Origin of the sequence: Paractinoplanes tereljensis, from assembly GCF_016862435.1 — a bacterium.
GTDB lineage: Bacteria > Actinomycetota > Actinomycetes > Mycobacteriales > Micromonosporaceae > Actinoplanes > Actinoplanes tereljensis.
On record NZ_BOMY01000023.1, the window covers coordinates 43,989 to 68,592 of the forward strand.

24 protein-coding genes are annotated in these 24,604 nt (G+C 69.8%); 13 read left to right on the top strand and 11 right to left on the bottom strand.

Annotated elements, in window-relative coordinates; translation table 11 throughout:
* Positions 1 to 6: 6 nt before the first annotated feature.
* The 3 genes from Ate02nite_RS18030 to Ate02nite_RS18040 all read right to left on the bottom strand — a co-directional run bounded on the left by Ate02nite_RS18030 (position 7) and on the right by Ate02nite_RS18040 (position 1,626).
* Entirely contained in the window at positions 7 to 558 is a 552-nt protein-coding gene (locus Ate02nite_RS18030) for a hypothetical protein (RefSeq protein ID WP_203806950.1), read from the bottom strand.
* Entirely contained in the window at positions 491 to 970 is a 480-nt protein-coding gene (locus tag Ate02nite_RS18035) for a hypothetical protein (protein WP_203806952.1), read from the bottom strand. The genes Ate02nite_RS18030 and Ate02nite_RS18035 overlap by 68 nt, the downstream gene beginning before the upstream one ends.
* 143 nt (positions 971 to 1,113) lie before the next feature.
* Positions 1,114 to 1,626 carry a YbhB/YbcL family Raf kinase inhibitor-like protein gene (locus Ate02nite_RS18040; RefSeq protein WP_203806954.1) on the bottom strand — a complete coding sequence of 171 codons (513 nt, stop codon included), beginning with the start codon at positions 1,624 to 1,626 and terminating at the stop codon, positions 1,114 to 1,116.
* Positions 1,627 to 1,739: 113 nt separating this feature from the next.
* Between Ate02nite_RS18040 and Ate02nite_RS18045 the strand changes: the two genes are divergently transcribed.
* Both Ate02nite_RS18045 and Ate02nite_RS18050 read left to right on the top strand, forming a co-directional pair.
* The gene (locus Ate02nite_RS18045; RefSeq protein WP_203806956.1) at positions 1,740 to 2,585 is read left to right on the top strand and encodes a helix-turn-helix transcriptional regulator; all 846 of its coding nucleotides are present in this window, start codon (positions 1,740 to 1,742) and stop codon (positions 2,583 to 2,585) included.
* A 1-nt stretch (position 2,586) separates the two neighbouring features.
* On the top strand, positions 2,587 to 3,327 hold the full coding sequence (locus tag Ate02nite_RS18050) for an esterase family protein (protein ID WP_203806958.1): 741 nt from the start codon (positions 2,587 to 2,589) through the stop codon (positions 3,325 to 3,327).
* On the opposite strand, the gene Ate02nite_RS18055 is transcribed toward Ate02nite_RS18050, so the two are convergent.
* The gene (locus Ate02nite_RS18055) at positions 3,324 to 4,280 is read right to left on the bottom strand and encodes a TIGR03885 family FMN-dependent LLM class oxidoreductase (protein ID WP_203806960.1); all 957 of its coding nucleotides are present in this window, start codon (positions 4,278 to 4,280) and stop codon (positions 3,324 to 3,326) included. The two genes, Ate02nite_RS18050 and Ate02nite_RS18055, sit on opposite strands and share 4 nt — an antisense overlap.
* 60 nt (positions 4,281 to 4,340) lie before the next feature.
* Between Ate02nite_RS18055 and Ate02nite_RS18060 the strand changes: the two genes are divergently transcribed.
* Positions 4,341 to 5,132 (top strand): HEAT repeat domain-containing protein, encoded by a 792-nt coding sequence (locus Ate02nite_RS18060; protein ID WP_203806962.1) that lies wholly within the window; start codon positions 4,341 to 4,343, stop codon positions 5,130 to 5,132.
* On the opposite strand, the gene Ate02nite_RS18065 is transcribed toward Ate02nite_RS18060, so the two are convergent.
* Positions 5,104 to 5,628 (bottom strand): DUF1990 domain-containing protein, encoded by a 525-nt coding sequence (locus Ate02nite_RS18065; RefSeq protein WP_203806964.1) that lies wholly within the window; start codon positions 5,626 to 5,628, stop codon positions 5,104 to 5,106. The genes Ate02nite_RS18060 and Ate02nite_RS18065 overlap by 29 nt on opposite strands.
* Before the next feature lie 76 nt (positions 5,629 to 5,704).
* Between Ate02nite_RS18065 and Ate02nite_RS18070 the strand changes: the two genes are divergently transcribed.
* Positions 5,705 to 6,298, top strand: coding sequence for a YdeI/OmpD-associated family protein (locus Ate02nite_RS18070; RefSeq protein WP_203806966.1), 594 nt, complete (start codon positions 5,705 to 5,707; stop codon positions 6,296 to 6,298).
* A 2-nt stretch (positions 6,299 to 6,300) separates the two neighbouring features.
* Positions 6,301 to 6,765, top strand: a complete 465-nt coding sequence (locus Ate02nite_RS18075; RefSeq protein ID WP_203806968.1) for an NUDIX domain-containing protein — start codon at positions 6,301 to 6,303, stop codon at positions 6,763 to 6,765.
* On the opposite strand, the gene Ate02nite_RS18080 is transcribed toward Ate02nite_RS18075, so the two are convergent.
* Positions 6,725 to 6,928: a hypothetical protein gene (locus tag Ate02nite_RS18080; RefSeq protein WP_203806970.1), complete on the bottom strand. Its 204-nt coding sequence runs from the start codon at positions 6,926 to 6,928 to the stop codon at positions 6,725 to 6,727. The genes Ate02nite_RS18075 and Ate02nite_RS18080 overlap by 41 nt on opposite strands.
* 122 nt (positions 6,929 to 7,050) lie before the next feature.
* On the opposite strand from Ate02nite_RS18080, the gene Ate02nite_RS18085 reads away from it, so the two are divergent.
* The 4 genes from Ate02nite_RS18085 (at position 7,051) to Ate02nite_RS18100 (ending at position 10,516) form a co-directional block, all read left to right on the top strand.
* The gene (locus Ate02nite_RS18085; protein ID WP_203806972.1) at positions 7,051 to 7,551 is read left to right on the top strand and encodes a MarR family winged helix-turn-helix transcriptional regulator; all 501 of its coding nucleotides are present in this window, start codon (positions 7,051 to 7,053) and stop codon (positions 7,549 to 7,551) included.
* 27 nt (positions 7,552 to 7,578) lie between these two features.
* Positions 7,579 to 8,004: a VOC family protein gene (locus tag Ate02nite_RS18090; protein ID WP_239147497.1), complete on the top strand. Its 426-nt coding sequence runs from the start codon at positions 7,579 to 7,581 to the stop codon at positions 8,002 to 8,004.
* An 82-nt stretch (positions 8,005 to 8,086) separates the two neighbouring features.
* Positions 8,087 to 10,081 (top strand): DUF8224 domain-containing phage-derived protein, encoded by a 1,995-nt coding sequence (locus tag Ate02nite_RS18095; protein ID WP_203807088.1) that lies wholly within the window; start codon positions 8,087 to 8,089, stop codon positions 10,079 to 10,081.
* 39 nt (positions 10,082 to 10,120) lie between these two features.
* The gene (locus tag Ate02nite_RS18100) at positions 10,121 to 10,516 is read left to right on the top strand and encodes a hypothetical protein (protein WP_203806974.1); all 396 of its coding nucleotides are present in this window, start codon (positions 10,121 to 10,123) and stop codon (positions 10,514 to 10,516) included.
* Here the strand turns inward: Ate02nite_RS18100 and Ate02nite_RS18105 are convergent.
* The gene (locus tag Ate02nite_RS18105) at positions 10,503 to 11,843 is read right to left on the bottom strand and encodes an MFS transporter (RefSeq protein WP_239147498.1); all 1,341 of its coding nucleotides are present in this window, start codon (positions 11,841 to 11,843) and stop codon (positions 10,503 to 10,505) included. The genes Ate02nite_RS18100 and Ate02nite_RS18105 overlap by 14 nt on opposite strands.
* Before the next feature lie 103 nt (positions 11,844 to 11,946).
* Here Ate02nite_RS18105 and Ate02nite_RS18110 point away from each other — a divergent pair, with 103 nt between their 5' ends.
* Positions 11,947 to 12,825 (top strand): helix-turn-helix transcriptional regulator, encoded by an 879-nt coding sequence (locus tag Ate02nite_RS18110; protein WP_203806979.1) that lies wholly within the window; start codon positions 11,947 to 11,949, stop codon positions 12,823 to 12,825.
* A gap of 12 nt (positions 12,826 to 12,837) precedes the next feature.
* Positions 12,838 to 13,830, top strand: a complete 993-nt coding sequence (locus Ate02nite_RS18115) for an aldo/keto reductase (RefSeq protein ID WP_203806981.1) — start codon at positions 12,838 to 12,840, stop codon at positions 13,828 to 13,830.
* Between the two features lie 11 nt (positions 13,831 to 13,841).
* Here Ate02nite_RS18115 and Ate02nite_RS18120 read toward each other — a convergent pair whose 3' ends face one another.
* Together Ate02nite_RS18120 and Ate02nite_RS18125 are read right to left on the bottom strand one after the other, a co-directional pair.
* Entirely contained in the window at positions 13,842 to 17,855 is a 4,014-nt protein-coding gene (locus tag Ate02nite_RS18120; RefSeq protein WP_203806983.1) for a WD40 repeat domain-containing protein, read from the bottom strand.
* Positions 17,852 to 18,142, bottom strand: a complete 291-nt coding sequence (locus Ate02nite_RS18125) for a CU044_2847 family protein (protein WP_239147499.1) — start codon at positions 18,140 to 18,142, stop codon at positions 17,852 to 17,854. The genes Ate02nite_RS18120 and Ate02nite_RS18125 overlap by 4 nt, the downstream gene beginning before the upstream one ends.
* A gap of 76 nt (positions 18,143 to 18,218) precedes the next feature.
* Here Ate02nite_RS18125 and Ate02nite_RS18130 point away from each other — a divergent pair, with 76 nt between their 5' ends.
* Entirely contained in the window at positions 18,219 to 19,067 is an 849-nt protein-coding gene (locus Ate02nite_RS18130) for a hypothetical protein (protein WP_203806985.1), read from the top strand.
* The gene (locus Ate02nite_RS18135; RefSeq protein WP_203806987.1) at positions 19,064 to 22,192 is read left to right on the top strand and encodes an ATP-binding protein; all 3,129 of its coding nucleotides are present in this window, start codon (positions 19,064 to 19,066) and stop codon (positions 22,190 to 22,192) included. The genes Ate02nite_RS18130 and Ate02nite_RS18135 overlap by 4 nt, the downstream gene beginning before the upstream one ends.
* A gap of 351 nt (positions 22,193 to 22,543) precedes the next feature.
* Here Ate02nite_RS18135 and Ate02nite_RS18140 read toward each other — a convergent pair whose 3' ends face one another.
* Positions 22,544 to 23,590 carry a hypothetical protein gene (locus tag Ate02nite_RS18140; protein ID WP_203806989.1) on the bottom strand — a complete coding sequence of 349 codons (1,047 nt, stop codon included), beginning with the start codon at positions 23,588 to 23,590 and terminating at the stop codon, positions 22,544 to 22,546.
* 211 nt (positions 23,591 to 23,801) lie between these two features.
* Positions 23,802 to 24,497: a hypothetical protein gene (locus tag Ate02nite_RS18145; protein ID WP_203806991.1), complete on the bottom strand. Its 696-nt coding sequence runs from the start codon at positions 24,495 to 24,497 to the stop codon at positions 23,802 to 23,804.
* Positions 24,498 to 24,604: the final 107 nt, after the last annotated feature.

A 24,604-nucleotide genomic window follows, 5' to 3' on the forward strand; every position in this document is an offset into this window, starting at 1 on the left:
GGGCGCTCAGCGGTTGACGGTGAACGACAGCCAGGCGCCGTCGGCGGCCGTGTTCGTGCTGTCGGCGATGAACGACGCCCGGATCCGGTTCGTCCCGGCCGGGCCGGTGACCGTGGTGCCGGCCTGGCTGTTGCCGTCGAGCCGCACCGTGCGGGTCGCGACCGTGTTCCACTTTCCGCGCACCAGGGCCTGCGTGGTGAACTGCACCTTCGCGCCGGGCCGGTAGGGCTGGACGACGACCGTGAACGTGCGCCCCCGCAACGACTCCTGCAGCTGCGCGGAGGTGGTGACCGACACCCGCGTCGACGCCGGGGCGTAGGTGCCGTTGCCGGCGAACGACGCGGTGAAGATCGTGTTCTGCTCCATCGGGTCGTACGTCAGGTGGGCGACCCCGGCCCTGTTCGTCTCGGTGCAGGTGGACTGGCCGAGGTTGCCGGCCAGGCAGACCGTGCCCGAGGTGTGCTCCACCCGGATGGTCGCCCGGGCGGTGTCACCGTAGGCGTAGTTCTTTCGGTCCAGATCCAGCCGTACGGCGGTGGACTTGCGGGAGACCACCACGGTCGCGCCGGCCCGGGCCAGGCCGGAGGTGAACCGTGTAGGCGTGCGAGAGGTGCGAGACGGCGTACGCCGTGGTGCCGTCCCCGCTGACCGCGACACCCCGGAAGTCGATGGTCTCACCGGCCGGCAGCGGGTGGTTGCGCAACGCCGAGCCGTAGGCCGCGTCGACCCAGACGGTCGGCGCGTAGTTGGTGGTGGTCGCGACCGCCACGGTCGAGCCTTCGGCACTGCCCGCGATGCCGACCGGCGGCTGGTCGTTCGAGCCGAACGTGCCGGTGACGCTGAGGTCGGTCGCCGACAGCGCGAGGCCGTGGTTGGGCGCCTGGCAGGCGGCGAGGATCCGGCCGCTGTTGAAGGCCAGCGTGCTCGGCGCGGTGCACGGCGAGGCCGAGGTGAGCAGGACCGGCACCACCAGCCAGGCCGCGCCCGCGACCCCGGCGACACCCGCCAGAATGAACCTGTTTCGTACGCGCGCTGAAGGTTCCTCCCCGTTGAGGCCCCCGGTGCTCGTACGGGGTAATCGCCGCGGCCATCGGCCGGATGACCGACCCCCGGTCAGTCGGCAGGAGTCTCGGCAGTGGGCACTATGGTGACTCGGGCCAGGGTGTGGCCGGTCATCGTGAAATCGAGGAAGGCCGGGGTGCCCTCGGCCGGCACGCCGATGTCCTCGACGTCGAGGGCGTACACGGTGATGAAATAGCGGTGCCGGCCGTGGCCGGCCGGCGGGGCCGCGCCGATGTACTGCGGCAGGCGGGCGTCGTTCGGCAGCTGGATCGCTCCGGCCGGCAGCCCGGATCCGGATCCGGCCCCCGCGGGCAGCCCGGTCGCGGTGGCCGGGATGTTGGCGACGGCCCAGTGCCAGAAGCCCGACATCGTCGGCGCGTCGGCGTCGAAGACGGTCACCGCGAAGCTCTTGGTGCCCTCCGGCGCGCCGGACCAGGTCAGATCCGGGGAGACGTCCTGGCCACCCGGGATCCCGAAGGCCCCGGACATCTGGGCCAGGGGCAGCGGCTCGCCGTCGGCGGCCGCGGCACTGGTGACCTGGAAGCTGTTGTCGTTGTCAGTCATGGTGACAACCCTGCGACCTACGGCAACGGGCAGGGAGATCCTCGGCATCCTGGGGCCCGCAGTACCACCCTCAGCCGTCGACGCACCGCCCTGCGCCGGAGCAGACTGGGGTAGTGCCAGCGCCCCGAGCCACCAACCGGCCCGAGCTGTCCGCGTTCCTGCGTGCGATGCGGGCCCGCGTGCAGCCGGACGACGTCGGCCTGCCCGAGATGAGCCGGCGCCGGACCCCGGGCCTGCGGCGCCAGGAGGTCGCGCAACTCGCCGCGGTCAGCATCGACTGGTACATCCGGCTGGAGCAGGGCCGGGTCGGCGTACCGGGGGCGGCCGTTCTTGATTCGGTGGCCGAGGCCTTGAAGCTGACCGAGGCGGAGCGCCACCACCTGCACCTGATCGCCCGGGGCGAGGCCCCGCCGCGCCAGCACGTGCCGGCGCCGGCCAGCCCATCCTTGCGCACCCTGCTGCACAGCATGCCGACAACGCCGGCTTGGATCCTGGACTTCCGGTTCGACGTCCTCGCGCACAACGCGGCCGCGGTGGCCCTGTTCGGCCCCGGCTTCGCGATCGGGACAAACACCGCGGAACCGCTGTTCCTCGATCCCGGCGCCCGCGCGTTTCAGCTGGACTGGACCAGGATCGCCCGCGAGCACGTCGGCAACCTGCGCGCCAACCTGACCCGGCACCCCGACGATCCCCGCCTGAAAACCTTGATCGCCGGCCTGCGCCGGCAGAGCACCGACTTCGCCGCCTGGTGGGACGACCAAACCGTGCAGGAGCGTACGAACGGAACCAAGCGCCTCCTGCACCCGACCGCCGGAGTGCTGACCCTGCGTTACGACGTGCTGGCCGTGCAGGACGGCTCCGAACAGCGCCTCTCGGTGATCACCCCGGCCGGCGCCGACACTGAGAACGCACTGCGCTCGCTCGTCTTCCCGCCGCTCGGGCTGCGCGCGGTGAACTGAGATGCGGCATTACACGGCAGATCTGTGGTCCCCGTCGGGCGCCCGCGGCTCGGTGGCCGTCTACGGGCACTACGGGCGCCCGGTTCTGGTGTTCCCCACCGAAGGCGGTTACCCGGGCGAGTTCGCCGACCAGGGCATGGTGGCCGCCGTTGCCGACCTGATCGAGGCCGGCCAGGTCAAGCTCTACTGCGCCGACTCGTTCGACGCCGGGACCTGGTCGGCCGCCGACCTTCCCCTCGAGGAACGCGCGCTCCGGCACGGGGCGTACGAGTCGTGGATCCTCGACGCCGTGGTCCCGCACGTCCGCGAGGACAGCGGCGGCACCGCCGAGATCGCGACCGCCGGCTGCTCAATGGGCGCGTTCCACGCCCTCAACTTCGCCTTCAAACGGGCCGACATCTTCCCGCTGGCACTGTGCTTCTCCGGCAACTACGACCCCACCACCTGGCGCGGCTGGGGCGAACAGGGCAACAATCTTTACTTCAACAACCCCATGGCGTACGTCGGAAACCTGCACGGCGATCACCTGGACTGGCTGCGGTCCCGGCTGTCGTTGCTGCTCGTCTGCGGGCAGGGTCAGTGGGAGGACACCACCGGTTCCCTGGCCTCGACCCGCCGGATGGCGGACCTCCTGGCCGCCAAGGACATCCGCCACGAACTAGATCTCTGGGGCCACGACGTCCCGCACGATTGGCCGTCCTGGCAGGCCCAGTTCGCCCACCACCTGCCGCGCTTCTGCTAACGGAGGGCCGGCAGCACCTTGGCGCCGAAGGTCTCGATGAACGGCATCAGATCCTGCCCGACGTGATGCAGATAGATCCGGTCGAAACCGAGCGACGCATACCCCCGCAGCCACTCGGTGTGCGCCTCGAGGTCGGCCGAAACGTTGACCACCTTGCGCACCTGGTCGACCGTCACGTCCTCGCTGATGACGTCGAACTGCTCCACCGTCTCCAGGTCCCAGCAGACCGGCGGCCGGAAGACGTTGCTGCGCCACTGGTCGTGGGCGATCGCCGCGGCCCCGTCCTCGGTCGGCGCCCAGCTCAGATGCACCTGCAGGCAGACCGGCCCCCGGCCACCCGCGTCCCGGTAGGAAGCGATCATCGCCCGCAACTGCTCGGTCGGCGCGTTGACGGTGACCAGCCCATCGGCCCACCCCGCACACCAGGCCGCGGTCTTGGTGCTGACCGCCGCCCCGATCAGCGGCGGCGGCTCAGCCGGCCGGGTCCACAACCGGGCCCGATCCACCGTGACCAGCCCGTCCCGGGTGACCTCGTCACCGGCCAGCAGCGCCCGGATCACCTCCACCGACTCGAGCAGCCGCGCCTCCCGCACCTCCTTGCGCGGCCACGGTCCCCCGGTGATGTGCTCGTTGCTGTATTCGCCGCTGCCCAGCGCCGCCCAGAACCGCCCCGGGAACATGGCACCGAGGGTCCCGATCGCCTGCGCGACGATCGCCGGGTGGTAGCGCTGCCCCGGAGCGTTGACCACCCCGAACGAGAGGTTGGTGGCCTGCAGCGCCGCCCCCAGCCAGGACCAGGCAAACGCGGACTCCCCCTGCCGGCTGCTCCACGGCGAGAAGTGGTCCGAACACATGGCCGCCTCAAAGCCATGCCGTTCAGCCGCAACCACCGCGGCAAGAAGGTCGGCGGGCGGGATCTGCTCGTGCGAGGCATGGATTCCGTACTCCGTCATACGGAAAGCGTTACCCCGGGTTCAAGCGCCGCAACCACCGGGCCGGGCATGATGACGGCTATGCCGACGCCCGAACGCAGCGTGATCGAAGGCTTCGACGAGGCGCTTCGGGCCGGCGCCGCAGGCGACGAGGAACGCCGGTGGGAGCTGATCTCGCACCTGCACGTCCACGGCGGGCAGGAGGCTCTCGAGGTGGCCGCCCGGTGGTCCGATCACCCCGAGCCCGCACGCCGCAGACTGGCCGCCGACGTGGTCAGCCAGCTCGGGGCCGCACCGGGCCAGGTCGCGGCCGCCGGTCCGTACCGGGAGGGCTCCCTGGCCCTGCTCCTCACCATGGTGCGGGAAGAATCCCATCCGGACGTGCTCTACTCGATCACCACCGGCTTCGGACACATCGGCGATGAGCGCAGCCTCGCACCTCTGGTCAGCCTGCGTGCCCACCCCGACGCCGAGGTTCGGTACGGCGTGGCGTTCGCCCTGCTCGGCCGCCCGGAAGCAGCCGCCCTCGACACCCTCATCACGCTCTCCGCCGACCAGGACGCCCAGGTCCGCGACTGGGCCACGTTCGGCCTCGCACGCCAGACCGACGAGGACTCCCCCCGGCTGCGCGACGCGCTCGCCGACCGGCTCAACGACGACGACGTCGACACCCGCGTCGAGGCCATCCACGGGCTGGCCACCCGCGGTGACGAACGGGTGGTGCAGCCACTGCTCGACATCCTGGAGTCACCGCCGGAATCGGCCGACTCCGGGCTGATCGCCGAGGCGCTGTGCGCTCTCGCGACCGCGGATCCTCGCCTGCTCCCCCATCTGCCGGCCGCGATCAGTTCGCGAGGCGCCGAAGAGCGCTGACGTAACGGTCGGTCGCGTACTGCTGGATCATGCGGCTGACCGGTCCGCCGAGCCGCGCCAGCAGCGACGCGGGGCGGCTGAACGCCCGGATCTGGATTCGCACGTCGCCCGTGTCGCTCTTCACGACCACAAAGGCTTCCTCGCCCCGTTCCGGGTGGCCGGGCAGGGTCCCGTAGGCGAATCCGCGCCGATCCGGCTCGTCGACGGTGTAGACCACCCGGCACGGGATGGTGAGATGCACGGGACCCAAGCCGGCCCGAAGGACCACGACGATCCCCGGTGCAGCCTTCCCGCCGGACCTGACCACGGTGAGCCCGGCCTCCTGGTGCATGCGCCAGTCGAACAGCGCGGCGACCGCACGCTCGAAGACGTCCAGCCCGGTTCCCAGGCTGACGTCACGGTGCACGTGGCCGTAGCCCGCGGGCAACGACTCGGCACGGGTGGCGCCCACCTCCGCGTATGTCAGGCGGGAGGCGTTCGTGGCATCAGGCCGCATCAGATCACGGTAGCCAGGCACCCACCTGGCCGACCGGCAGAGGCTGCGGCCACGTCGCGTCGGTTAGCCTGCCGGGATGGGGAGCGCTGAGCTGGATGAGTTGATCGTCGCGGACGCCGAGGCGCTGCGCGCGTGGTTGTCGGACAACCACACCACGTCACCCGGCGTCTGGCTGGCCCTGACCAGGAAAGGCGGCACCGTCACCACGCTGACCTGGCAGCAGGCGGTCGACGAGGCTCTGTGCTGCGGCTGGATCGACGGGCAGGCCCGGAAGCGGGATCTGGAGAGCTCGTGGATCCGGTTCACCCCGCGCCGAGCCCGCAGCAGCTGGTCACAACGCAACATCGGCCACGTGGCCCGGCTGGAAACCGAGGGCCGGATGCAGCCCATGGGCCGCGCCGCAGTGGACGCCGCCAAAGCGGACGGGCGGTGGGCTGCCGCGTACGCCCCGTCGTCCGAGGCCGAGGCACCGGCCGACCTGCTCGCCGCGATCGCCGCCGTCCCGGCCGCCCAGGCCATGTTCGACGTCCTCACCAAGGCCAACCTGTTCTCGCTCATCGTCCGGGTAAACGGCGTCAAACGAGCGGAGACCCGAGAACGAAAAATCACCGAGTTCGTCGCCATGCTGGCCCGCCACGAGACGATCCACCCGCAGAAGGCCAAGCCGTAGACGTGGGTATCTCCGCACACTTGGCTCGGCTGCGGGCTTTGATCGGGCACGAGTTGATCCAACTACCGTCCGTCTCGGTGGTCGTGGTCGACGATCGCGCGCGGCTGCTGCTGGTGCGTCACGTCGGGGACCAGGATGAGTGGGCGGTGCCCGGCGGCGCGGTCGACCTCGGGGAATCCCCGGCTCAGGCGGCCGTGCGGGAGATCCGGGAGGAGACCGGCCTCCACATCGGCCGGCTGCGGCTGCTTGACGTGCTCGGCGGCGCCGACTACGAGGTGACCTACCCCAACGGCGACCGGGTCGCCTATGTCACCGCCGTCTACCAGGCCGTTGTCCTCGGCGGATCGCCGCGCCCGGACCTGACGGAGATCGGCGAACTGGGCTGGTTCACCCGGCCGGAACTGCCCACTGCCGGTCTCAACCGGTTCACCCGGGCGCTGCTGCGGGCCACCGGACAGCTCTCCTAGCGCGTGTACTGGTTCTTTGGTCCCCCGGCACCCGCAGCGTCAGGAAGCCGGTGCCACGCAGCCGGTCGACCACGTCGTGCGGCCGCTCGGCCGCGGACTCGCGCTCGGCGGAGCCGGCCTCCAGCTCGCTCAGCACATCAGTCAGGTCGGTCTGCTGAGTCACGTCACTCCCCTTCAAGCAGTCATTTGCGTGGTGCAAATGAAAGCTACCAGCATTTCCTACAAGTTCAATAGGCGGGCTAGGTTGGATTTCCGGTTGGCCTCCCGGTCGGGCACGATGGGGGCATGGGAACCTCGCCGTCGGTCGACTCCGAGCTCGCCCGCATCCAGGAGTCGATCGCCTGGCTCATCCGGCTCGGCGAGTTCCACCGCTTCCACCGCGGCGAGGCCGGCGACGGCCCGATGCTCGACCGCACGGCCTTCCTGCTCCTGTCCCGCCTGTCCGACGGCACCCCGCTGACGATGGGCGAGATAGCCGAACAGCTGGACATCACGCCGTCCACCGCCACCCGCCGGGTAGCCCCGCTGGCCGACGCCGGCCTGGTACGCCGAGACCGCCACCCCGACGAACACCGCACCGTGCACATCACCATCACCGACGCCGGCCGCACCCGGGTGGAGGCCGTCCGCCAGGCCCGGGTCGAAACCCTGCGCCAGACCTTCCGCGACTGGTCACCGCAGGACCTGAGCACCCTCGCGACCACCATCGACCGGCTCACCCGGACTCTCTCGGTGGAGCTCACCCAGGACGACGACTTCGCGGGCCGCCACCTGCGTCAGAGCTGAGGAGCCCGGCCGGTCTACTGTCGGCCGGTGACCGACAACATGGATCGCGGGAAGCAGGTCAGGCAGCTCCGGCTCGTTGTCGAGGCGGAGGACTTCGCCGAGGCGGTGGCGTTCTATCGAGATGTGCTCGGGCTCCCCGAACAGGCCGCTTTCGCGGGCGACGGCGACGCGGAAGTCGTGATCCTCGACGCCGGACGCGCGACTCTGGAGATCGCCAACCCGGCGCAGAAGCGGATGATCGACGAGGTGGAAGTCGGCCGCCAGGTGGCACCGCGGATCCGTGTCGCGTTCGAGGTCGACGACGCCGTCGCGCGTACCGCGGAGGCCACGGCAGCCGGCGCCGCGCAGCTGGCGCCCCCGACCCGCACGCCATGGGGCTCGCTCAACGCCCGGCTGGAGGCACCCGCCGGGCTTCAGATCACGTTGTTCCAGGAGCCGCCGCCGTCCGCATAGCCGCCGCCCGGCGGTGCCGGAAATACGTTTCTCCGATGGCGTGCGCTCCCTAGGATCTTCGGTGATCAAGGGGGATGACACGGTGGGCGATTTCGAGAAGTTCGTGGCGGACGTGACTACCCGTCTGTCCGCGATGTCCAAGGGCGAGTTGTTCGTCGTCGGCGACGGTCTCGACCGGGATTCACTCTGGCTCACCTTTCTCGATTCCTTTCCGGCCGGCACCAATCTCCGGTTCCGTGAGCGGTCCGAGTACGACTGCTCGACCTGCCGCGTGTTCATCAAGCACTTCGGTAACGTCGTCGAGATTCACAACGCTCAGATCCGTACGCTCTGGTCCGGGGTTTCGGCCTCTGACCCGGTCTTTTCCGTTGTCGCCGCCGCGATGGACGAATTCGTCGGCACGCTGCCGCTGTCCGGCATCTTCCGGTCCGCCGAGGCGCAGTACGGGGCGAAGACGACCCGCGCACTGCGTGACGGCCAGGTCGAGGTGTGGAACCACCTGTACGGCCGGGTGGAGAAGCAGCATCGCAGCACGGACGCCGGTGCGGCCCGGGGCACCTTCGACGCCGCGGTGCAGGTGTTCCAGCGTGGCCTGGCCGAGCTGAGCCGGCCCGCTCTGGACACCGTCGCCGACCTCATCGACGACAACGCCCTCTACCGCGGCGCAGAGCACAGCCGGGCGGTGACCGAGTTCCGGTCGCTGCAGAACCGGTGGACGCAGGCGACCGACGGACGGGCCTTCGTGTTCGCCAACGCGATGAACCCGGCGGCCCGGCTCCGTAACACGGTGATCGGCACCCTCGTCCAGGATCTCTCCGCGGGCGTCGATCTGGAGCAGGCGGTCCGGTCGTTCGAGACGAAGGTGGCACCGCAGAACTACCAGCGCCCCACCGCGCTGATCACCCCGGCCATGGTCAAGGCCGCCATGAAGACCATCGACGAGCTGGGCATCGAGGAGTCGCTGCAGCGACGGTTCGCCCGGCTGTCCGACGTGTCGGTCAACAACGTGCTGTGGGTCGACAACGACACCCAGTCGCGGATGAAGGACGGCATCGAGGGGCTGCTCATGCAGGCGGCGAGTGCGCGCCTTCCTGACCCGAAGCCGCAGGAGATCCCCGTGGTCGCCTTCTTGAAAGACATCCTGCCCGGCGCCGAGAGCATCGACCTGTGGGTCGCCAACCGCCACGAACCGCACTTCGTCAGCCTCACCACCGGCCGGCACCCGGCCGCACCGCGGCTGTTCACCTGGGACAACGATTTCGCCTGGTCGTACGGCGGCAACGTCACCGACTCGATCAAGGAGAGGGTCAAGCGGGCCGGCGGCAACGTTACCGGCAAGCTGCGGGTGAGCCTGTCCTGGTTCAACCACGACGACCTCGACCTGCACGTGTTCGAACCCAACGGCGACCACATCTGGTACCGGGACAAGCGCAACAAGCTGGACGTCGACATGAACGCGAGCGGGCCGTTCTCCCGCGAGCCGGTGGAGAACGTCACCTGGACCCGCAACATCGCCGACGGCGAGTACCGGATCGAGGTGAACCAGTACCACAAGCGGGACAGCAGCCCGGTCGGCTTCGTGATCGAGACCGAGAGCGACGGGAAGATCGAGCATTACAGCCACGAGCGGGCGGTCGGCCACAAGGAGACCGTCGAGGTGGGCCGGATGACGATCGCCGGCGAGGTGATCACCGCTTTCCGGCCCGGTAAGGACATGCAGGCGGGCAGCGCCGGCAAGGACCTGTGGGGCATCACCACCGAACAGTTCGTGCCGGTGTCCACCGTCATGTACTCGCCGAGCTACTTCGACGACAGCGAGGTCGGCAACCGCCACTACTTCTTCATGCTGAAGGGGTGCGTGAACGACCAGCCGGCCCGGGGGATCTACAACGAGTTCCTCCGCCGCGACCTGCAACCGCATCGCAAGGTGTTCGAGGTCCTCGGCGACCGCACCAAGTGCGAGCCGTCCCCGGATCAGCTGTCCGGCCTCGGCTTCAGCTCCACGGTCCGCAGCTCGGTGGTCGCCAAGGTGACCATGACCGGCGGCCGGCGCCGCCTGCTCAGCATCCAGTTCTGATGTCCCGACCCAGATCCCAGATACCCGAGAGAGGCCACCGTGACCATTTTTGAAACGGCCACGCGGGAGAAGTTCCGCTACCCGTCGACCAAGGGCCAGCTGACCACGGAACAGCTGTGGGAGCTTCCGCTGACCGCCAAGTCCGGCTTCAGCCTCGATGACGTGGCCAAGGCCGTCAACGCCGAGCTCAAGGCCATCGACACCGAGTCGTTCGTGGCCACCGAGACCAACCCGGCCAAGGCAACCTTGGAGACCAAGCTGGAGGTCGTCAAGCACGTCATCGCCATCCGCCTCGCGGAGGACCAGGCGGCGAAGGCAGTGGCGGCCAAGAAGCTGGAGAAGGAAAAGCTGATCGCGGTCCTGGGCCGTAAGCAGGACGCGGTCCTGGAAAACCTGACCGAGGCAGAGCTGCTGGCCCGGATCAACAACCTGTAGCCCGCCGTCGCACTCTCCTGCTGGCCAGGGCGGTGGCCAGCAGGAGGGCGGCGGCGATGGCCAGGCTTGCCCGCGCGCCGGGCAGGAAGGCCGGCGAACCGGCGATCAAGGAACCGAAGACGGCGATCGCGACCGCCCCACCGACCTGGCGGAACGTGTTGAAAACAGCGCTGGCCGTGCCGGCCTGATCCGGGTCGACGCCGTCGAGGACCACTCCGGTGACGGCGGGCATGGCCAGTGAACCGCCGGCCCCGATCGGGATGACGCACAGCACGACGAGCGGCACCGACCTCAGGTGGATGGTCGCGACGAGGGTGGCCAGGCCGATCACCATCATCTGCTGGCCGGCGACGATCGGCAGCCGGGGACCGAACCGGTTGGTGAGCGGGCCGCTGACGAGGTTGCCGGTGATGGCGAAGAGCGCCGACGGGATGTAGACGAGCCCGGCGTGCAGCGGGGACAGGCCGAGGTATTGCTGCAGGAAGAGGCTGGTGACGAAGACGTTGCCGTAGTTGCCGACCATGAAGGCGAACCCGACGCCGAGCGCGAGCCGGAAGCCCGCCGACCGGAACAGGCGCAGCGGCATCATCGGGTGGGCGACGCGGGCCTGGACGGCGACGAACGCGACGATCGCGGCGGCGGCGATGACCAGGGTGGCGGCGACAGCGGGCGAGGTGAAGCCGAGGTGGCCGCCCTCGATCAGGCCGTAGACGAGTCCGGCCAGGGCGACGACGGCGAGGATCTGCCCGGCCCAGTCGAAGCGGGCCGGGCGGACCGGCGAACGGGCCACGGTGAGCAGGAACAGCGTCATGCCGATGCCGACCGGCAGGTTGATGACGAACACGAGCCGCCAGTCGAGAGTGGTGAGCAGTCCACCCAGGGGTTGGCCGACCAGCGCGGCGACCGCGCCGCCGACGGCCCACACGCCGAGCGCCCGCGCGCGGCGGCCGCTGTCCGGGAAGGCTTCGCGGATCAGTGCCATCGAGGCGGGCAGCATGACCGCGGCGCCGGCCCCCTGGACGCACCGGGCCGCGACGAGCGCGCCGATGCCCGGGGCGGCCGCGCACGCGGCCGATGCCAGGGTGAACACGGCGATGCCCAGGATCAGGGCTTTTTTCGCACCGACCCGATCGGCGAGATTGCCGGCGAACAGCAGCAGCGAGGCGAACAGCAGGGTGTAGCCGTCGATGGTCCACTGCTGGCCGGAGACGCCGCCACCAAGGTCCCGGGTGATGTTGGGCAGCGCGACGTTGACGATAGAGATGTCGAGCGTGATGAGAAAAAACCCCAAAGACCCAACCGCCAGCACGGTACGGGTCGTCTTCATGAGCACCATGCAACACGGCCGCAGGTGAACGCGGCAGGGTGAGCTTTCGGGGGTACTGACTCAACCCCTCACCGAACCCGGGCACTCACGTAGCGTCGACCGTATGGACAACCGAGCCGAGATCCGCGAGTTTCTCGCCACGCGGCGCGCCAAGATCACGCCGGACCAGGTGGGCCTGCCCGCCGGCACCGGCCTGCGCCGGGTCCCGGGGTTGCGGCGCGAGGAGGTCGCCGTACTCGCCGGGGTCTCCACCGACTGGTATGTCCGCCTGGAGAAAGGCCACATCGACGGCGTCTCCGACGACGTCCTCGACGCGGTCGCCCGGGCCCTGCAGCTTGACGACGCCGAGCGGCTGCACCTGTTCAACCTCGCCCGGACCGCGAAACCCCAGCGCACGGCCCGGCGCCGCAAGACGCAGCCGGCGGTACGCGACAGCGTGCGCCGAGTCGTCGACTCGATGAGCACCCCGGCGTTCGTACGCAACGGACGCCTGGACGTTTTGGCCATCAACGCGCTCGGCCGGGCGCTCTACGCACCCGCTTTCGAGGACCCCGGCCAGCCGGTGAACATGGCCCGGTTCTGCTTCCTCGACCCGGCCTCCCAGGTGTTCTATCCCGACTGGGAACAGGTCGCCCGCGCCACCGTCGCCGTGCTGCGCAGCACCGCCGGCCGCGACCCGCACGACCGGGAGCTCACCGACCTGGTCGGCGAGCTGGCCACCCGCAACGACTTCTTCCGCACCGAGTGGGCGTCCCACAACGTCACCCTGCACCAGCACGGCAGCAAACACTTCCAGCACCCGCTGGTCGGACTCATCGACGTCACCTTCGACTCGATGGAACTACCCGCCGACCCCGGCCTGACGCTCACCGCCTACAGCACCGAACCCGGCTCACCGTCCGAGGACGCGCTCAAGCTGCTCGCCAGCTGGACCGCCGCCCCGGCCTCGGCCCCGGCCTCGGCCCCGGTCGAGAAGCACTGAAGGAGACCACCCATGCAGAAACGCGTTCTCGGCCGCAGCGGCCTCGAAGTGTCCGCCCTCGGCCTCGGCTGCATGACGATGACCGGCGGCTACAGCGGAACCCCCGACCGCAAAGACATGATCACCCTGCTGCGCCAGGCCGTCGACCTCGGCGTCACCCTCTTCGACACCGCCGAGATCTACGGGCCGCACGCCAACGAGGAACTCGTCGGCGAAGCCCTGGCGCCGTACGCCGACCGGGTCGTCATTGCCACCAAGTTCGCCCAGGACATCGACCCGCAGACCCGTACGCCGCGCGACCGCATGCTGGGCCCGCAGGACCTCCCGGCCGCCGTCGACGGATCGCTCCGGCGCCTAGGGCTCGACGTGATCGACCTGTACTACCAGCATCGGGTAAACCCGGACGTGCCGATCGAGGAGATGGCCGGCGCGGTGCGCGACCTGATCGCGGCGGGCAAGGTCAAGCACTACGGCATGTCCGAAGCATCCGAGGAGACCATCCGCCGCGCCCACGCCGTGCAGCCGGTGACCGCGATCCAGAGCGAATACAACCTGTGGTGGCGCCGCCCCGAACAGGGTGTGCTCAGCGCCTGCGCCGAACTCGGCATCGGCTTCGTGCCGTTCAGTCCGCTCGGCAAGGGCTTCCTCACCGGCACCGTCGACACCTCGACCACCTTCGCCGCCAACGACCTGCGCGCCCAGATCCCCCGTTTCGCCGGCGAAGCGCTGAAGCACAACCTGGCGCTGGTCGACGCGGTCAAGGCCATCGCCGCGGACATGGGCGTCACGCCCGGCCAGATCGCCCTGGCCTGGCTGCTCGCGCAACAGCCATGGATCGTCCCGATCCCCGGCACCACCAAACCGCACCGCCTCGAGGAAAACCTCGCCGCCACCGACATCACCCTCACCCCAGCCGAACTCACCCGGCTGGACGGCCTGTCGGCCCAATTCGAGATCAAAGGCGGCCGGTACCCGGACTTCCTAGAATCCCAAACCAACCTCTGAGTACGGCGGCCTCAGAGCTGGTTGATCGTCAACGCGAGCAGGCCCTGATCGAGGCCGACCACGAGATGGTCGTGGATCCAACGGCATGTCCGGGCGCGGTGGTGCACGTGGATGGTGCGCAACGGGCGGCCGGTGCGAGGGTCCCACAGCCGGACAGTCCGGTCGGCACTCGCCGACGCGAGCACCGGGCGGTCACCGACCCGGCCCGCGTCGACCGCGGTGACCTCGCCGGTGTGGCCGGAGAACACCCGGCCGGGCCGGCCGTCGTCCGGATCCCAGAGCCGGATCGTCCGGTCGGCTCCGGCGGAGACCAGCCGAAGCCGGCCCTCGACGGTGACCACCCCCAGTCCGTTCACCGCGCCCTGGTGGCCGACCCGCTCCCAGCGCAGCGCACCGCCGTCGGCGGACCACAGCCGGATCACCCCGTTCTTGTCGGCCGAGGCCAGTGCCTCGCCGACCACGGCCAGGGAGGTGACCCAGGCCCGGTGGCCGATGAGGCGGTCGCGTACCTCGGCGCTGTGCGGACGCCACAACCGTACGGTCTCGTCGTCACCGGCCGAGGCCACCACCGGGCCGCGTGCCGTGCGCAGGACGGCGACCGCGTTGACCGGTTCCTGGTGTTCGCGGAAGTCCTGGACCGGTACCTGATCGCCGATCTCCCAGACCTGCACGACCGAGTCCGCGCCGGCTGCGGCGAGCAGCACCGGTTCCTCGTCCTCGACGACGCAGATCGCGTTGACGGGGCTGGCATTGGCACGCAGTTCGGAGCGGGCCCGGCCGGTGGCCAGTTCCCACAGGCGTACCGCACCATCGCTGCCGCCGGTCGCGACCAGCGGCCCGGACTCCGACGGGACAGCGCAGACGGTGCCCACCGAGCCGGGCAAGACGCTCTCGGCGAACGCCTGCGGTCGCTCCCCCGCCGGATCCCAGAGGCGTACGGTGCCGTCGTCTCCGGCGGTGGCCAGCATGTGCCGGTCGGGCAGCGGCAGCTCGCACACGGCCCGGATCCAGCTGGCCTGGCCCCGCAGCACCTGCCGCTCGGCGCCGGTCGCGGTGTCCCACAGGTGAATCGTGCCGTCCTCGCCCGTCGATGCCAGCATCTCGCCGTCGGCCGTCCGGATCGTGCACAGGTCGGTAATTGGGCCGCCGCCGGTGTCCAGGCAGCTGACCGCCTCGCCGGTGGCCGGATCCCACAGCCGTACGGTGCCGTCGTAGCCGCCGGAGGCGAGCAGAACCCGGTCGCCGGAGCGCATCGCGTACAGGGTGGTGACCCACCCTGAGTGGCCACGCAGCACCCCCTGCCGAGTGCCGGCGACCGGATCCCACAGCCGTACGTATCCGTCGAAGCCGGTCGAAGCGACCAGCCCGTACGGCTCGATCGGGACGTGGGTGACCGCGGTGACCCAGCCGGAATGGCCGGCGAGTGTGTGCAGCAGCGTGCCACCGGCGACGTCCCAGATCCGTACGGTCCGATCGTCGCCGGCCGACGCGAGCAACTCGTCGCCGGGGCCGATCGGGACAGCGCAGATGTTGCGCACCCAGTCGCCATGGCCGGTGAAGCTGTGCAGCCGCAGGCCGGATCGCGGATCCCAGATGCCGATGGTGCCGTCGTGGCTGGCCGTGGCGAGCAATGAACGGCCACCGGCGAGCACCGCGCAGACGCTGCGGACGCAGTCGTCGTGGCAGCTGAACACCCGTACGGTCTGGTTCGTGAGTGGATCCCAGAGCCGCACCGTGCCGTCCTCGCCGGCTGAGGCGAGCAGGTTGCGCCCGTCGACGGCGATCGGACAGACGTCGAAGACCCCGAGCGCGTGGCCTTCGAGGACGGTGCGTTCAAGCCGTGGCGGAGTGTGTGCCCACCGCGCCCGGAACGGCGCCGACGCGGCGTCGACCCCGGCCCCCAGGTCGTCGATCAGGTCGACCACCGAGAAGAGGGCGGCCCGCTCGGCCGGGGCGGCGCCGACCGCGCGGGTGGTGCGCTGCAGCAGCAGTTTGCGGGCGCGGCCGGTCTTGGTCCGGGCCGCCTCGGCAACCGGCAGGAGCCGGTCGAGGTGGGCGTGCAACAGGTAGCCGTCGTCGTTGAGCAGGTCGTCGACCGCGCCGACCCGGGCAGCGTGCTGTGGCAACGAGCGCAGCAGGTAGTCGGGCGCCGCCGCCCAGCCGATGCTGCGGCCGTGGTGGCTCCAGACCGAGACGAGCACTCGCTCGTCCGCCTCGCGGCGGCCGATCTCCTGCCGGAATGCCAGCAGGGCGTCGTTGAGCGCCTGGTGGAAGAGGCGGTACGTCGGATTGGCCGGATCACCGGTCTCCACCAGGAAGTTCGCGGCTGAGGAACGAGCGAACTGGTCGAGCTGATCGCCGCTGACCGGAGACCCGAAGGCGAGCACCGCGGCCCGCCAGAGTGGGATGGACAGGCCGGGTGTTTCGGCGTAGGCGAGGGCGGTGAGCACCAGCCGTGCGGGCGCGTCCCCGGCGTGTGGCAGGTGTTCCAGATAGTCGCCGAGGGCGTCGCCGATGGTGGGCGTGAACGAGACAAGCCGGGGATCGATCGGATGCAGGTCGCGCAGGGCCCGGACCCGGGCGACCAGGCCCGCGATCAGGAAGTTCTGCCCGGCGAGGGCGGCGATGCTCGCGGCCACCGGCGCGGCCCGGGCCGGATCCGCGTACGCCTCGCCGAGTTGGAGTGTCGCCTGCGCGTAGTCGGCCAGGTCTTCCGGCGAGAAGAACTCCGGTGCGTCCAGGTCGATCGTGTCGGCGTCCGAGCCGAAGGTGCCGAGCAGATCGCCCAGGTCATCGGCGCGGCGGGTGCCGACGACGACCTGCACGCCGAGCGCGGCACAGGTGCGGGCGAGTGGGACGAGGACGTCGTCTATCAGGGCGCGGGTCTGCTCTGGTCCAGCGGCCTCATCCAGCGCATCGACCACCAGGTTGAACCGGGCCGGCCGGAGTTGCAGCCGGTCTCGCAGCGCGGGCATCAGGTCGACGGTGGCCTTGGGCAGGCCAACCCCGGCGCCGCGGGCGATCTCGGTGGCCACCTCGAGCGCGGTCTTTCCCTTGACGTGTACGGCACAGGCAACCGAGCCGACGGTGGCCCGCTCGGCGATGTCGTCCGAGTTCAGCGACGCGCTGATCTCCGGGTCGGCGGTGGTCACGATCCGGCCCAGCACCGCCGACTTGCCGACGCCCGGCGAGCCGGTGACGATCATCGGACGACCGGTCGGTTCGGCCTGGTCGAGGAATCGCCGGAGCCGGCGCAGCGCGGCCACCCGGCCCCGGAATCGGGAGCCGGTCTCGGTGCTGGAGGCGACCCCGCGGGCGCGGGGCAGCCAGTGCCGGCGAGCCTCACCGTCGGTGGTGAGGGTCCAGCCCCAGGCAGCCTGAGTCAGTTCGTCAGTGTCGCCCACCCGCCAGGTGTCGAGGGTGGAGAGCTTCATTTCGGGCAGGTGCTCGTCGGCGTACGCCAGGGTGAGGGCGTTTCCCGAACCGGTATCCGGTTCGGCCGAGATGATGATCCCGACCACCGCGTCATAGTCGGGTGACCAGAGCGCGGCCCCACTGAAGCCCTGGGTGACTCCGTCGCGGACCTCGGCGGCCAGCCGGACCCGGCCATAGCCGCCCTCGCCGCCGACGATCCCGGCGGCCGCGCGGCCGCCGTCGCTGCGCTGCGGGAACCCGTAAGCACGCCAGGGCAGGCCGTTCAGATCACCGCCGGCGGGGCGCCGGAGGCGGGCCGGCGTCACGCCACGTGGCACGGCCTCGGCCATTTCCAGCAGAACCAGGTCGAGTTTCCGTTCGGCACGGCCGTTCGAGCGGCAGACCCGCACCCGGCGGCGCTCGCCCGGTGGCACATCGAAGGCCCGAGGAAAGGCAACCCAGAGCTCCCGCAGGCGGCCGTTATGGAAGGCCACGTGCTCACAGGCCAGCACGAGGGTGTCGGCGACGATCACGCCCGCACCCAGGGGCTGCTCGTCGTCGGGGCCGGCGTGCAGGGCGACGGCCCAGGAATCCGGCGATGCGACGTTCACGCCGGCGGCGGTGCGATGTCCGGCTGCCAGGTCAAGGTGATCTCGAAGTTCGCCTCGGCGGCGGATTTGGCCACGATCCAGTTGGCACTGCCGGTGACCTTGAGCCCGAACTTTACCTGAACGCTATCGGGGGCCAGCCGCTTCACATCGTCGAGGACAGCGCGGGCGGCCTCGATCGATGGCGCGGCGGCGTCGCGCACCCAGCCGGCGACGTCATCACCGATGCCGGCCGGCCGGAAGCCGGGCGGCGGATCGAACTCGAACGTCGCCACGGTCTTCTCGTCCACCTGGTAGCGCACGACCTCGGACGGCACCGTCATCAACCCCCATCGAGCCCGGTCCCACCAGGGACGCACGCCGGACATGTTTCCGGGCAGTCGGGTGATTCGCAATGGCCCATCGGCTGATCAATTCGAGACAGCCGGCGCGTCCTCGATTGGATGCAATCCGACCTGCGTTTTCGAAGATCAGGACTACGCTTTGTCGGATTTTTGCGCGAACTCACCCACCCTTGCGCCCCTCCGGCAGCCTCGGCAGAATCGGGCCGGGTATCTGCAGTTCAATGATCAAATCTCGGAAAGAGGCACCGCCATGGCACTCACCGTCGCGCAGCGTGCGACACTGCTGGCCCTGATGATCAAGGCTGGCCCGGTGCCGCTGGCGTTCCTGACCAATACCGTGAAGATCAGTCTGGACAAGCCCAAGCGCGAAGATCTGGTCGGCCAGAAACTGATCACGGTGACCGGAAAGCCGATGGTTCTCGAACTCACCGATAAGGGCTGGGCCACCGCCATCCAGGAGTTCGAGGCCGAACTGCCGCCACGGGCCGGCGCCCTCGGCGGCACCCTTTATCTACTGCTCGGTTTCCTTAATGAATACCTCGAAAATAACCAGTTGTCGGCCGGTCAGTTCTTCGCTTCGATAGCCCCGAAATACCCCATTCCAGCCACCGACCTGGAAGATCAAATTCGGAAGGCGTACGACGAGTTGGTCGCCGTTCCCGGGGCCTACCTGATGCTGGAGGACCTGCGCGGCGCGCTTCCCGGCGCCGATCGCGCAAGTGTGGACGCCGCCCTGCTGCGGCTCGACCGCGCCAAGGCGATCATCCTGATCCCCGAGTCCAACCAGAAGGTCCTGACTGCCGGCCAGAGCGCCGCGGCGGTCCGGATCGGTAACCAGGCCATGCATCTGATCGCCGTCACGTCCGGATGAACGACGACGAACGGCGCGCCCTCGCCGCGCTGCGCTTCAACTGGGCACCCACGCCGGACGACGTCTGGCGGCCGGCCCCGTTCCACGTGCCCGGACTGCACCACACCGTGGTGCGGACCGTGCTCGACGGAGTCCGGGACGCGAAGGACAGCACCGACTCCAGCCCGATCGGGGTGGCCATCCTCGGCCAGCGTGGCACCGGCAAGACCCATCTGCTCGGTGCGGTCCGCGAGCAGGTGCAGGCCGAGGACGGTTACTTCTTCCTGGTCAGCCTGCTGGAGACAAGCGCCTTCTGGCGCAGCACGGCACTGTCCGTCCTGGATGGCCTGGCCCGGCCGTCCACCGGCGGCGGCACTCAGCTCACCACCTTCCTGCGCCGGCTCGGCGACCTGGTCAAGGCACCCCGGACAGTACGGCGGGCGATCGCCGGCGAGAGCGAGTTGACCCGCCCCGCGATCGACGCGTTCATCGACCTGATCCGCAAGCACGACCGGCAGGTCGGCACCGAGTCGCAGGACACCGCACGGGCCCTCGCCCTGTACGCCGCCGACCAGCCACGAATCCAGGACATCGGGTACCAGTTCCTCTGCTCCAACGATGAGGAGGAGCCCGGCGACCGGGCCGCCTGGGGCATGCGCCGCGGCAAGCGGTCCGCTCAGGAGGTGGTTCGGGACATCTCCCGGCTGCTCGCCCTGACCGGTCCCACGCTGATCGCCGTCGATCAGATCGACCTGCTGATCGCGCAGTCGGCCAAGGCCTCCGATCGCCGGGGCGCGGAGACCGACTGGCAGCAGGCGCTGTTGCTGGAGCAGATCGCCGGCGGGCTCATGGCGTTGCGGGAGACCACCCGCCGGGCGCTGTCGGTGGTGACCTGCCTGCCGAAGACGTGGACGGACATCTCCACCGAGGCGACCGACACGGTGCCCGACCGGTTCACCACCGCGGAGCATCTGCGCCGTTTACCCTCGGCCGCGATCGGCCGGGAACTGGTCGAGCGCCGGTTCGCATCGCTGTTCGCGGACGATTTCACACCGCCCTACCCGAGCTGGCCGGTCCGGCCGGCGGCGTTCGAGCAGGCGGTCAACTTCACCCCCCGCGAATTACTCCGGGTCATCGACAACCACGTGCGGGCCTGTCTGGCCGCCGACCGCGTCACCGAACTCTCGCATCTGGACCCGGAGTCGGTCCGGCCGGCCGGGCCGGCGGCGGGCCGCCCGGGCGCGGCCGACGAGAAACTCCGGGAGATCGACGACCGGCACGCCGCGCTGCTGCGCGACGCCAACCCGGCCACCGCGCTCGACAACGGGCGGGAGGACACCGAGGTGCCCGGGCTGCTCACCGCCGGGCTCACCGCATGGATCGCCGAGCAGGACGCCGCCGGCGAGGCATTTAGTATCGATCCGCAGGCGGGCGGGAAACCCGCGCTGCACGCCCGGCTGCGGCGCAGCCTGGGCTCCGAGGACGCCGATGACGTACGCGGTGAGGACGAGGAGCACTGGGCGTTCCGGGCGATCGGTGCCGCCCACCACATCGCCGTACTGAACCGCATCCGCAACGCGGTGACCACCGCCGGTCTGACCAAAGGCATCGCGAAGCGACGGCTGTTCCTGCTCCGCGACGTCAAGACCAATCCGTGGTCCAAGGGCACCCGCACCCAGGAGGTGATCCGCGACTTCACCGACGCGGGCGGCGAGACCCTGTCCTTCACCGACAACGACATCCGGCAGCTGACCGCTCTGGCCGGGCTCATTTCCGCGTACGGCACGGAACCGCTGCTCGAATGGTTCCGATCCCGGCGCCCGGCCGCCTCGATCGAACTCCTGCAGTACGCGCTGCGTGGCGCCGCAACGACTCAGCCGACGGCAACGACGCCGCCGCCGGCCGATGCCACGGTGCCGCTCGGGACCGCGTTCGACGGCAGCGGCACGGTGACCATCGAGCTGGAGGCGTTGCGGCGGCACACCGCGATCTTCGCCGGTTCGGGGTCCGGCAAGACCGTACTCATCCGGCGCCTGGTCGAGGAGTGCGCATTGCGTGGCGTCTCCGCCATCGTCCTCGACCCCAACAACGACCTGGCCCGGCTCGGCGACCCCTGGCCGGAAACACCGGAAGCCTGGGTCGGCGACGACGCGGCCCGGGCCGCCGAATACCTGCGCACGACCGAGGTCGTCGTCTGGACGCCCAACCGGGACAGCGGCCGGCCGCTGAGTTTCCAGCCGATCCCCGACTTCGCCGCGATCCTCGACGACCCGGACGCCTTCACTGCCGGCATCGACGCCGCGGTGGCGGCTCTGGCTCCCCACGCCAAGGCCGACGGCAAGACCGACAAGGCCGTACTCGGCCGCGCGGTCCTGCGGGAGGCGATGCTCAGCTTCGCCCGGGCCGGTGGCAACGATCTTCGCGGCTTCGTCAACCTGCTCAACGCACTGCCCGAGGGCGTCAGCCGGCTCGACGACGCCACCAAACTCGCGACCAGCATGGCTCAGCTGCTGAAGGCCGCCATGGTCAACGATCCGATGTTCGGGGGCAACGGCGCCCCGGTCGATCCGGGCGAGCTGCTCACCCCGGCACCCGGCTACCGGGCGCGGGTGTCGGTGATCAGTTTCGTCGGCCTGCCCGATGACCAGCAGCGGCAGAACTTCGTCAACCAGGTGCAGATCGCGCTGTTCGCCTGGATCAAACGAAACCCGGCCGGTGATAGGCCGCTCGGCGGACTGTTCGTGATGGACGAGGCACAGACGCTCGCCCCGTCCGGCGCGATGACCGCGTGCACGCACAGCACGCTCGCGCTCGCCTCACAGGCCCGGAAGTACGGTCTTGGCCTGGTCTTCGCCACCCAGGCGCCGAAAGGCTTGCACAACCGGATCCCGGGCAACGCCGCCACCCAGATGTTCGGCTTGCTGAACGTGCCGGTTCAGATCGCCGCGGCGCAGGAGATGGCGCGGGCCAAGGGCAGCGGGATCGAAGACGTGGGCCGGCTTCGCACCGGTCAGTTCTACGCGACAGTCGAGGGCGGACCATTCGTAAAGCTGCAAGCCCCGCTCTGCCTGACCCATCACCCACGAAGCCCGCTGTCCACCGAGGAAGTGCTGGAACGGGCCGCACGCCAGAGCGAACACCTCTGACGTGCGGCCACGGTGATCAGCTGTTCCAGACCTGAAAGGCGGAGACCTGGCCGGCCGGCCAGCCCCGCCGCACCAGGCAGTCGCTCGACCTCAGGAGTAGAAGCCCGTCCAGTACGACTCATGGCTGACGGTGAAATCGTCCGGCTGGTTCTCGCGTAGCCACCGGTAGCGCTCGGCAAACTCTTCGAGGGCCGGAGGGATGCCACATCCACGGGCGCTTCGGATGACCTGCAAACCAGGGATAATCCGATGTTGGACGATGTGCTCGTCGACCTCAGGCCAAGCCTCCACCCTGACAATCGTGCCAGAACACCCGGCACCAGTTCCGTGCGGCATACGCGAACCAGATGGTCAGAAGGCGTAGAAGCTGTAGTGATAGGGGCGGCCTCGGTCGTAGATGACACGCAATCGAGGCTGCCTGACCTCGGGTAACCGGGCCAGGACGCTCAGGAAGATCTGTCCGTCCGGCTCGAAGCGGTGGCCCGGCAGCAACGCCGGCAGGGCCTCCGCCGGGATCGGGACCGACCGGCCGACCGGCTTCGGGAGCCGATGGAACGCGAGGTGCCGCCACACGTCCCAGGCCAGCGGGACAGGTTGCAACGGCGAAGCCATCGGCCACGGCTCACCGGTCTGCGGATGTTCCGGGATGAGGGCGAAGTCGCCGGCGGCATCCGCGAGGCCGGGCCCCGCCAGGACCAGGGTGCGCTCCGCGACGGTGCCGACGAGGCGGTCGAGAACAGGCTGGAAGACTTCGGCGACCTGGCGATCCGGGATCATCACCGGCTCACCGCCCGAAGCGGCCAGCAGGTGCGCCAGCGCCGAGGCCACGGCGGCCGCCCACATCGGGTGCCAGCCGCCACCCGGTTCGGACGGCGGGACATCGGGCCGCTGGTCGATCAGATCTGTCCAGTCGAGCACCGGGTGCGGGCCCGGGCCGTCGTCGATCACGCGTGTGCTTCGCGGGTCAAGCCAGGTCGCCTGCCGCAGGCCACAGTCGTCGATCCGGGTGGCCACCGGCGTGCCGCAGGTAACGCAGACCATGTTGGGCTCACCACCGCCCAGGCCACAGCAGGCGGCTTCGCCGACCAGCGCCGGGTCGATGACAGCGCCGCGTACGTCCCCGGGGGTGAGTAGCACCCGGCCGACCGGCCCGACGGAAACGCTGAACCTGGGCGCATACCAGCCGAGCGCCTCGATCGCAGCGGCGTCGAGTTCCTCCCACCGGCGCCATGGCGAACCGGACGGCAGCGGATCCACTGCGAAGGTGCCAGGCTCCAAAGCCGGAGGCAGCGAACCCGGCCCGTTCCCGTACTTCTGGTCCGCATGGATAGGCAGCGCCACCCTGGAAACCGGAACCGTCAGAGTGGCTTCGCAGCCCCGGCAGCCGAAGACCGTCATGCATCCCCCGACCGTCGACTGAGGCAAATCCAGTTCATTACCGTAGGCCGAGCTGCGAGGCGCTCGCGCGGAATTTCTGTACTGGTAGCGCTGGACGCCCGCCTTTGCCGCAGCGAGCGCAAGGCCAGGGTGCGAAGCGCAATGCCCGCGCGGTGCGTGATGCCGCGGGCAGCGCTCGGGGTGCCGATCAATACTCGGTGCGTCCCGGCGATTAAGGCTGCCGGCGGTCTTGGTCGTTGCCGCGCTCGAGGTGGATGTAGCCCGGGGGAATCATTTTGAGAGCTGCGGCGCAGCCTGCGACGAACAGGACCGGGACCGCGGACCAGAGCAGGATGAAGTTTTCCCGCCCGTCGTTGGCCAGGGCCAGGCCTAGGGTGACGGCGGCGAGGATCAGGCCCGCGGACCAAGAGGCGTAGAAGCTCCGGGCGTACGGCCGAGGGGTTGGCTTGTCGGTGGTGGTGACGCCGGGGTTCAGGTTCATCCATTGCTGGGCGACCGTGATCGGCAGGTTGGGGATGCGCAGGTTGCCGTGCTGGTCCCGGCTCGGGGTCTGCGGAGGCAGTTGACCGCCGAGGGATGGCCGGGACAACACTCCGATGGGAACGAAGACGGCGACCATGGCCGCGTCACTGATGGTGTGTCCGGACCGGTCGTCGACGACCGCCAGGACGAGAAATATGACCAGGCTGATCGGTAGCCGCCAGGGCGCGAGTTGCACGTAGCGGCGAGCCCGGCGCGCGCTTCGCGGGTCCAGCGGAAGGCGCTGCGCGGGACGGCGCAGGAATGCCCACCCACTGATGGGCACGTCGACCCACGCGTTGTCTGGTTGCCCGGTCGTGATGGCCAGGGCCGGTATCCGCAGGCCGGCGACGAGATGCGCTGGAACGACGAGATCGATTCGTCCCATGATCGCGTGTCTCGCCTCTCCCGTCGAAGTTGATCAACAACGTATGCTGGCGCGCGTCGCGGACACATCGGCCATGCGCCCGACAACCAATGGCCGTTCGGATCCGC